Source organism: Mycobacterium sp. (assembly GCF_052145595.1).
Lineage (GTDB): Bacteria > Actinomycetota > Actinomycetes > Mycobacteriales > Mycobacteriaceae > Mycobacterium.
Genome location: NZ_JBKQOI010000075.1, coordinates 1 through 8,945, shown reverse-complemented (window position 1 = coordinate 8,945; position 8,945 = coordinate 1). Strand labels below are relative to the sequence as shown.

The window sequence follows — 8,945 nt, the reverse complement described above, 5'->3', positions numbered from 1 at the left end:
AAATCGACCCGGCGAAATGCGGGCCAGTGCGCCTCGGTGAACCACATCTCCGAGTAGGCGCTTTGCCACAGCAAAAACCCGGACAGGCGTTGCTCCCCCGAGGTGCGGATCACCAGGTCTGGGTCGGGTTGCCCTGAGGTGTAAAGGTTTTCGGAGATGGCGTCGACGGTCACCGCGTCGATGAGCTCCTCGGCGGTCGCACCGTTGGCGATTTGCTTGCTCAACAGTGCGCGTACCGCGCCGACGATCTCCTGCCGGCCGCCGTAACCGACCGCGACGTTGACGTGGAATGGGGCAACGCCCGGCGTGGACTCCACCGCGCCGCGCAGCCGGCGGGCCGTCTCCTCGCCGAGCAGCTCCAGATCCCCGACCGGACGCACGCTCCAGTGATTGGCGGGCGCGCAGATCTCCTCAACCACATCGGTGATGATTTCGATGAGGCCGGCCAGCTCGCCGGGATCGCGTTGCAGGTTTTCGGTGGACAGCAGGTAGACGGTGGTCATTTCGATGCCGGCTTCCTGGCACCACCGCAGCATCTCGGCGATCTTGGCGGCACCCATCCGGTAGCCGTAGCTGACGTCCTCGTATCCCGCGTCGCGGGCCCACCGCCGGTTCCCGTCGCAAAGGACTGCGATGTGACGGGGAAGTTCGGATTTCGAGGCGGCCAGACCCTGCCTCAGCCGCAGCTCGTAGACGCGATACAACGGCTCCTTGAGCCGCGGCGGGATAATCTCCACGAAGATCCACCCTACTGTGAGGGGCAACAAATTCCGGCCTGCATTTCCGGCAATTCACCGCACGTCCACGGCGTGCCGCCACCGTTCCCGACTACTCTTGAACTCACAGTCACCGGCATTTCCCGACCTGCGAGGCAACAGCAGACATGAGCAGCCAGACCAGCGCGGTTACCGACCCGGACTCCGAATCGCAGGGGCTCGCCGCCAATACCGCGCAGCACTTGGTCGACGGCGTCGCCCGGGTACTGACCAAGCCGCGTTTCCGCGGCTGGATCCACGTGTATTCGGCCGGGGCCGCCGTCGCCGCCGGTGCGTCCCTGATCGCGGTGTCGTGGGCGGTCTCCTCCACCCGTGCCGGCCTAGCGACGCTCGCCTATACCGCGGCCACGGTGGTGATGTTCACCGTCAGCGCCACCTACCACCGGGTCAACTGGAAATCCGAGAACGCCCGGAAATGGATGAAGCGGCTGGATCATTCGATGATCTTCGTGTTCATCGCCGGCAGCTACACACCGTTCGCACTGCTGGCCATGCCGCCCGACGCCGAGCGGATGGTGTTGTCGATCGTGTGGGGCGGCGCGCTGGCCGGGATCCTGCTGAAGTTGTGCTGGCCGTCAGCACCGCGCTGGGTGGGTGTGCCGCTCTATCTGCTTTTGGGCTGGGTGGCGGTCTGGTACACGGGGACGATCCTGCACAACGCGGGGGTGGCCGCGATGGTGCTGTTGTTCGTCGGCGGCGCCCTGTACAGCATCGGCGGCATTCTGTACGCGTTGCGCTGGCCCGACCCGTGGCCGGCGACGTTCGGCTACCACGAGTTCTTCCACGCCTGCACCGCGGTGGCGGCGATCTGCCACTACATCGCGATGTGGTTCGTGGTTTTCTAAAGCCTGATTGCCTGATCGCCCGATTGCCCGCTAAAGCTGGGTGACGTCGGCGGCCGACCAGTAGGCCTTCATCGCGGTGATCTTGCCGCGGTCGTCGAAGGCCATCACGTCGATCGGCTCGATCACCATCCGGTGTTCGCCCGCGGTCACGGTCAGCCGGAACTGGAAAGCCGCCTCGCTGCCGGCCACCCGAAGCGACACCAGCTCGCACTCGCGCTGTACGTCGTTGACCGCGGAGTAGAAGCCGTGAATCGCCTGCCGACCGATGTGCACCTCGCCCCCGACCGGGTCCTCGACGGTGGCGTCGTCGGCGTACAACTCGACCAGGTCGTCGGCGCTGCCCTTGGCGACCAGTTCGATGTAGCGGTTGACGGTGTCGGTGATTGCTTGGGTCTTGTCGGCGGCGTTCGGCATATAACGCAGGTTAGCCTGCGGGCTCCCGCCCGGAGACACCCAGCGCCGCCGCCAGTTCCGTTGCCCGGGTTACCGGTAAGTCGCAGACCCGTCCGCGGCACACGTAGGCGGCATCGGCACCGGCCACGCGGTCACGCCCTGCCAGCAGCGCCGACGAATCCATCCGGCCGCCCACGACGATCGCCCCGCCGGGTGCCAGCCGACGCGCGTCGGCCAGCAGCGCCGACCGGGACGGGTCACAGGCGACCGCGATTTGCAGCGGCCCGCGGACCGCGGATTCGGCGACGGCCAGCCAATGTCCGGCCGAGCGCGGCACCCGGTCCAGCAGCAGGGAATGCGCGCCGAGCGCGTCGGCCGCCGCCCGCAGATACCGCTCCGCGCGGTCACCGTCGACCAGGTGCGCCGCGGTCAGCAGCGCCTCGGCGATCGACGACGCGCCCGACGGCGTCGCCCCGTCCAGCGGGTCGGCGGGGCGCAGCATCAGCTCCTCGGCATCGTCGGCGGTGTCGAACCAGCGGCCGGGCCGCTGCGGGTCGGCGAAGCGCGCCAGCGCGGTGTCCAGCAGCTCGGTTGCGGCCGTCAGCCAGGCCTCGTCGGCGGTCAGCTGGTACAGCGCCAGCAGGCCGGTGGCCAGCATCGCATGGTCCTCCAGGATGGCGGCGCTGTCGCCGACCACCCCGCCGAGGCTGGCGCGCCGCAGCCGGCCGTCGACGACGTGCAAGTCCAGCAGCGCTCGGGCGCAGCGCCGCGCCGCGTGGGTCAGCTCGGGTTCTCCCAGGGCCACACTGGCCTCGGCCAGCGCGGTGATCGCCAGCCCGTTCCAGGACGTGACGACCTTGTCGTCGCGTCCGGGCTGGGGCCGGGTGAGCCGAGCGGCCAGCAACGCGGTGCGGACGCGTTCCAGTCGTTGCGGATCGTCCGGATCGGCGGGGAACTGCAGCACCGAGCTCCCGTGCTCGAACGTGCCGGACTGAGTGACCGCGAAAACCCCTGCCGCCCAACGACCGTCGTCGGCGCTGAGCACCTCGGTCAGCTGCGCCGGTGTCCAGACATAAGTCAAGCCCTCACGACCATCGGCGTCGGCGTCCAGCGACGATATGAACAAGCCGGCCTCGGCCAGCTCGCCGAGCAAAAAGCCCGCGGTCTGGGCGGCCACCCGTCGGGCCAATGGATCTCGGGTGCGCCGCGCCCAGTGCGCGTATGCGCGCAGCAGCAGCGCGTTGTCGTACAACATCTTCTCGAAATGCGGTACCACCCAGGCGTTGTCGACGCTGTACCGGGCGAAGCCGCCGGCGAGTTGGTCGTAGATGCCGCCGCGGGCCATCGCGTTGCCGGTGCGCGAGACCGCCTCCAGCGCCGCCGGTGACCCGGTGCGCTCGTAGCTGCGCAACAGCGCCTCGAGGATCGCCGACGGCGGGAATTTGGGCGCGCCGCCGAAGCCGCCGTGCACCGTGTCCTGGTCGCCCAGCACGGTGGCGACGGCGTGGTCACACAGCGCCGGCGCGACATCGAGTCCGCCCCCGGGCAATCCCCAGAGTGCCCCAGCCATCTTGCGCAGCTCGCCGGCGATGTGGTCGGACGCCTCCTCGACCTCGCCGCGGCGCTCCCGCCAGGTGGCGGAGACAGCCGAAAGGAGTTGCAGGAAACCCGATTTCGGATAGTACGTGCCGCAGAAGAAGGGGCGGCCGTCCGGCGTCAGGAAACACGTCATCGGCCAACCGCCCTGTCCGGTGAGCGCGACGGTGGCGTTCATGTAGACCGCGTCGATGTCGGGCCGCTCCTCGCGGTCGACTTTGATGCAGACGAATCCCGCGTTCAGCACGGCAGCCACCTCGTCGTCTTCGAACGATTCGTGGGCCATGACGTGGCACCAGTGGCAGGCGGCGTAACCGACGGAGAGCAGGATCGGCACGTCGCGCGCGGCGGCGTCCGCCAGCGCCTGCGGCGTCCACTGCCGCCAATGCACCGGGTTGTCGGCGTGCTGACGCAAGTACGGACTAGTAGCCAGCCCGAGCGTGTTCGCCCCGGAGGATTCGGAATGCTCAGCCGGGCTCATCGCCGGGTCCCGGTGCTCGCTCCGACGCGTTCGGCTGTTCGGGTGCGCGCCCCGGGGCTTGCTCGGGGGTCTCGCCGACCGTGTCGGTGCCCTCGTCGGCGGCCTGATCGGGCTCGGGGTGCTTGGGGTCGAACGACTCGGGCACCTTCTTGAGTTGCCGGTTCATCGATCGCAGCAGCAACAGCGTGGCGATCAGCAGCAGAACGATAATCAGCAGCCCCACCGGGCTGGCCTTGCCGAAATCGGGCCCGTTGTTGTGCGGAGCGCCATCAGCCCACACCGTGGCGCTCACCGCGAGAAGAAGGTGCTTCACCAGTCGCTCCCGATTCCGGTGAAAAGGTCGTCCTCGGGCAGTCGCGCGGGGATCCGGGAGCGGGCCAACTCGAATTCCTCCGTCGGCCATAGCCGCTGCTGCCATGAAATGGGAGCGGCGAAGAAGTCGTGGTTCGGGTCGATCTGGGTGGCGTGCGCGCGCAGCGCATCGTCGCGCTGGCCGAAGTATGCCGAGCACTCGACGCGTGTCGTCACCCGGGAAGCGAACGGGTCGTGCTTGGGGTCCCAGTGCTCCAGCCAATTCTTAAACGGCGCTTCCTGACCGTGTTTGACGGCTTCGTCGTGCAGTAACTGCATCCGCGCCCGCAGGAAGCCGTGGTTGTAGTAGAGCTTGGACACCGTCCACGGCTCGCCGGCGTCGGGGAAGCGGGCATAGTCACCGGCCGCCTCGAAGGCGCCGATCGAAACCTGGTGGCAGCGAATGTGGTCGGGATGGGGGTAGCCGCCGTTCTCGTCGTAGGTGGTCATCACGTGCGGCCGGAACTCGCGGACCACGCGCACCAGCGCCTCGACGGACACCTCCAGCGGCACCAGCGCGAAGCAGTCCTCGGGCAGCGGCGGCGGCGGATCGCCCTTGGGTAGGCCCGAGTCGACGAAGCCGAGCCAGGTGTGCTCCACACCGAGGATCTCGGCGGCCTTCGCCATCTCGTCGCGACGGATTTCGGCGATGTGTCCGTGCACATCGGGCAGGTCCATCGCCGGGTTGAGGATCTCGCCGCGCTCGCCCCCGGTCAGCGTCACCACCAGCACCCGGTGGCCCTCGTCGGCGTAGCGGGCGAGGGTGGCCGCACCCTTGCTGGACTCGTCGTCCGGGTGGGCGTGGACCGCCATCAACCGCAGGTCGCTCACGTGCCCCCTTGTCGGTGTGCTGGTCGCGCTCAAGAGCCTAGAAATCACCATATAATTCCAATTCTGATCGTTGCATCCTGTCGGCCGGCGTCCGGCAGCCGACAATCCAGGCATACCCAGGCATGACCGAAGCTCCCATTGCGCGTCCCGAGGCCCGGTACGGGCGTTCGCGACTGTCGCGCGTATCGCGGCGCCGCGTGGTGATCGGCCTCGCGGTGCTGGTCGTTGCGGCCGGCCTCGCCGTTGCCGTCATCGGCTACCAACGGCTTGGCACCAGTGACGTCACGGGCTCGCTGGCCGGGTACCGGGTGGTCGACAACGAGACGGCGTCGGTAACGATCAGCGTGACGCGATCCGAGCCGTCGCGGCCAGTGGACTGCATCGTGCGGGTTCGGGCCACGGACGGCAGCGAAACGGGCAGACGAGAGGTACTCGTCCCGCCGTCGGAGGCGGCCACGGTCCAGGTGACGACGACGGTGAAATCCTCCCGACCGCCGGTCATGGCTGACATCTACGGCTGCGGCACAGACGTGCCCGCCTACCTGCGCCCGGCCTGACCGCACGACAAAGGCCGAACTGCGAATATGGCGTCATCAACTGTTTGCGCGGTGGTAACATGGGTAAATGCACGGTTCCTGCTGGGACCGTGTATTGCTGCATTAAAGGCCGTGAGCAGAAGCGGGGCCGCGGTACACGGGGTAGCACCCGGATACTCCCGACAGCGGAGTCTAAAAACTTACGCGGATACGCGGAACGACAATTGAGGAGCGCGACGAGATGACGGACACTCAGGTGACCTGGTTGACCCAGGAGTCACATGACCGACTCAAGACCGAGCTCGACCAGCTGATCGCCAATCGTCCGGTCATCGCCGCCGAGATCAACGACCGCCGCGAGGAGGGCGACCTCCGCGAGAACGGCGGCTACCACGCCGCCCGCGAGGAGCAGGGCCAGCAAGAGGCCCGCATCCGCCAGTTGCAGGACCTGCTCAACAACGCCAAGGTCGGCGAGGCGCCTGAGCAGTCCGGCGTCGCGCTGCCCGGCTCGGTGGTCAAGGTCTACTACGACGACGACAAGTCCGACACCGAGACGTTCCTGATCGCCACCCGCCAGGAAGGCGTCAGCGACGGCAAGCTCGAGGTGTACTCGCCCAACTCGCCGCTGGGTGGTGCCCTGATCGACGCCAAGGTGGGTGAGACCCGCAGCTACACCGTGCCCAGCGGCAATACCGTCAAGGTGACCCTGATCAGCGCGGAGCCGTACCACTCCTAGCTCCCATTCGCGTCGAGTGTGAATCCAGCGACGCCTGACCGGCGTGTCACGTCGTGAGATTCACACTCGGGAGTGAGCAATAGGCCCTAACCCAGCGCCTGGCCGAGGTCGGCCAGCAGGTCGGCGACGTCCTCGATGCCCACCGAGAGCCGGACCAGGTCGTCGGGCACTTCCAGTTGTGTACCGGCCGTCGACGCATGCGTCATGGCGCTGGGCTGCTCGATCAGCGACTCAACGCCTCCGAGCGATTCGGCGAGGATGAACACTTCGGTGCGGGCACACAGATCCTCGGCGGCGCGCCGGCCGTCTCGCATGCGGATCGAAACCATCCCGCCGAAGGCGCTCATCTGCCGCGCGGCGACCTCGTACCCGGGGTGGCCGGGCAGACCCGGGTACAGCACCGTGCTCACCGACGGGTGTCCGGCGAGGAATTCCGCTACGGCCAACGCGTTTTCGCTGTGCCGCTGCATCCGCAGCACCAGGGTCTTCAGGCCGCGCATCGTCAGGTAGGCGTCGAACGGCCCCGGCACCCCGCCCGCCCCGTTCTGCAGGAAAGCGAAGGCGTCGTCGAGCTCTTGGTCGTTGGTGACCAATGCGCCGCCCACCACATCGGAGTGACCACCGATGTATTTGGTGGTCGAGTGCAGCACGACGTCGGCGCCCAGCGTCAGCGGCTGCTGCAGGGCGGGCGACGCGAAGGTGTTGTCCACCAACACCTTTGCCGAGTTTTGTTTACCGAGTTCAGCAATGGCCGCGATGTCGGCAATGAACAGCAACGGATTGGTCGGTGTTTCCACCCAAATCAGCCGGGTCTGCGGTGTGATCGCGGCGCGAACGGCGTCCGGATCGGACAGCGCCACCGGCGTGTAGGTGACGTTCCACTGCGTAAACACTTTGTCGATCAGCCGGAATGTGCCGCCGTAGGCGTCATTGGGGATGACCACATGGTCGCCGGGCCGCAACATTGCCCGCAGGGCGCAGTCGGTGGCTGCCATCCCCGAACTGAACGCCCGCCCGAAGGCGCCGTCTTCGACGGCCGCCAGAGAGGCCTCCAGTGCGGCCCGGGTCGGGTTGCCGGTGCGTGCGTAATCGTAACCGCCGCGCAGGCCCCCGACGCCGTCTTGGGCGAAGGTGCTGCTGGCGTAGATCGGGGCGTTCACCGCCCCGGTGGCCGGATCCGGAACGTATCCGGCGTGAATGGCTTTGGTGGCCGGTCCGGTGGACCCGTGGCGCCCCTTGCGGTCTTCGCTCATCGAAGATCAGCCTAACGACGGCGCCGGGCCCGCGCCGTAACGCGTCCCGAGTGCTCGACGTTCAGCCCTGCGGAATAGGCAGGACGACCGTCGTCATGATCTTGTCGGCCAGGGTCTGCCGCTTGGCGTCCCACAGCGGGAACAGGAAGCCAATGAAGCAGATGATCGCGTCGATGATGTGCGCGAGCTGGCGCACGAAGGACATCCCGAAACCGATGGGTTGGCCGGTGACCTCGCTGACCACCTTGACCTTCATCACCGATTTGCCGAGGCTCGACCCGGTAGTGCCCTGGCGGTAGCCGTAGTTCCAGATCAAGTAGGCCCAACCCACCGCCCAGGCCAGCGACTGGGCGAGCCAGCCGGCGGTCGAGTTTTGGGTAGCACAGTACTGATTGACGGTGTATTGCGTGACGTCGGTGATGCACGACGACTGCTGGGTGGCGAGCATGATCCCGGTGCCGATCCCGTGCAGGACGGCATACGGGAGGATGTCGATGATGAACGCCAGCACCCTGGTAAACCACGGCGCATAGGACTCGGTCGGCAGGGCACGGATCGCCGGGCCGGGCGGTGGTGGCGCGTACCCACCGGAAGGCGGAGGGGGCGGCGGGTAGGAACCACCGCCGGGCGGTGGAGGCGGCGGAGGGTAGGAACCGCCGGCGGGCGCCGAGGCAGCGGGCGGGGGGAAGGAACCGCCGGGTGTAGCGGCAGCGGGCGGGGGTTCCTGCCCACCGGCGGACGCAGGCGATGGGGGTGGCAGGTGAGACTCGCCGGGCCACGGTTGATCGGTCATGGGCAACCCCTCCACTGCGGATCCGCTGAACTAGGCCGCATTACAGTACCTGAGGGCCAGCCGCGCGAAAGCGGTCGGGCGAGACCTGCGTCACAGCCGAGCGACGTCGCGCGACGCCGAATGCGGCGCTTCGCGCGCTGGCGAATTGCTTTGCGGTCGGATCGCTCCGCTAACGTCGCCCTGTCACTCCCCGGGGCCCCTCGGACAGGAAGCCCAACAAGTCGTACCGGGTAATGACCCCGACCGGTTTGCCTTCCTCCACCACCATCAACGCATCCCAGTCACGCAACGCCTTGCCGGCCGCGCTGACCAACTCACCGGCGCCGATCATCGGCAGCGGCGGGCTCATGTGCT

At 67.7% G+C, this 8,945-nt stretch carries 11 protein-coding genes; 3 read left to right on the top strand and 8 right to left on the bottom strand.

Annotated features, from left to right (window positions below; genetic code table 11):
- The coding region (locus ACLP4W_RS05575) for a (2Z,6E)-farnesyl diphosphate synthase (protein WP_442384905.1) at positions 1–737 on the bottom strand (737 nt) is incomplete at its 3' end.
- A 146-nt stretch (positions 738–883) separates the two neighbouring features.
- Here ACLP4W_RS05575 and trhA point away from each other — a divergent pair.
- A complete protein-coding gene (gene trhA / locus ACLP4W_RS05570) occupies positions 884–1,621 on the top strand; it encodes a PAQR family membrane homeostasis protein TrhA (RefSeq protein ID WP_442384903.1) in 738 nt (245 codons plus the stop codon).
- A 30-nt stretch (positions 1,622–1,651) separates the two neighbouring features.
- Here trhA and ACLP4W_RS05565 read toward each other — a convergent pair whose 3' ends face one another.
- Genes ACLP4W_RS05565 through mca form a run of 4 tightly spaced genes read right to left on the bottom strand, consistent with a single transcriptional unit; the run spans position 1,652 to position 5,273 of the window.
- Complete coding sequence (locus ACLP4W_RS05565; protein ID WP_442384901.1) at positions 1,652–2,035, bottom strand: nuclear transport factor 2 family protein; 384 nt, start codon at positions 2,033–2,035, stop codon at positions 1,652–1,654.
- A 10-nt stretch (positions 2,036–2,045) separates the two neighbouring features.
- Positions 2,046–4,091 (bottom strand): thioredoxin domain-containing protein, encoded by a 2,046-nt coding sequence (locus ACLP4W_RS05560; protein WP_442384899.1) that lies wholly within the window; start codon positions 4,089–4,091, stop codon positions 2,046–2,048.
- On the bottom strand, positions 4,078–4,404 hold the full coding sequence (locus ACLP4W_RS05555; RefSeq protein WP_442384897.1) for a hypothetical protein: 327 nt from the start codon (positions 4,402–4,404) through the stop codon (positions 4,078–4,080). The genes ACLP4W_RS05560 and ACLP4W_RS05555 overlap by 14 nt, the downstream gene beginning before the upstream one ends.
- A complete protein-coding gene (mca, locus tag ACLP4W_RS05550) occupies positions 4,401–5,273 on the bottom strand; it encodes a mycothiol conjugate amidase Mca (RefSeq protein ID WP_442384895.1) in 873 nt (290 codons plus the stop codon). Before mca ends, ACLP4W_RS05555 begins: the two co-directional genes overlap by 4 nt.
- Before the next feature lie 122 nt (positions 5,274–5,395).
- Between mca and ACLP4W_RS05545 the strand changes: the two genes are divergently transcribed.
- Both ACLP4W_RS05545 and greA read left to right on the top strand, forming a co-directional pair.
- Positions 5,396–5,830: a DUF4307 domain-containing protein gene (locus ACLP4W_RS05545; protein WP_442384893.1), complete on the top strand. Its 435-nt coding sequence runs from the start codon at positions 5,396–5,398 to the stop codon at positions 5,828–5,830.
- A 220-nt stretch (positions 5,831–6,050) separates the two neighbouring features.
- A complete protein-coding gene (greA, locus tag ACLP4W_RS05540; RefSeq protein ID WP_442384891.1) occupies positions 6,051–6,545 on the top strand; it encodes a transcription elongation factor GreA in 495 nt (164 codons plus the stop codon).
- 86 nt (positions 6,546–6,631) lie between these two features.
- Here greA and ACLP4W_RS05535 read toward each other — a convergent pair whose 3' ends face one another.
- The 3 genes from ACLP4W_RS05535 to ACLP4W_RS05525 all read right to left on the bottom strand — a co-directional run.
- Positions 6,632–7,798, bottom strand: a complete 1,167-nt coding sequence (locus ACLP4W_RS05535) for a cystathionine gamma-synthase (RefSeq protein WP_442384889.1) — start codon at positions 7,796–7,798, stop codon at positions 6,632–6,634.
- Between the two features lie 61 nt (positions 7,799–7,859).
- The gene (locus ACLP4W_RS05530; RefSeq protein ID WP_442384887.1) at positions 7,860–8,591 is read right to left on the bottom strand and encodes an RDD family protein; all 732 of its coding nucleotides are present in this window, start codon (positions 8,589–8,591) and stop codon (positions 7,860–7,862) included.
- A gap of 169 nt (positions 8,592–8,760) precedes the next feature.
- Positions 8,761–8,945 (bottom strand): CBS domain-containing protein (locus ACLP4W_RS05525; RefSeq protein WP_442384885.1); only part of this gene is annotated, 185 nt, incomplete at its 5' end.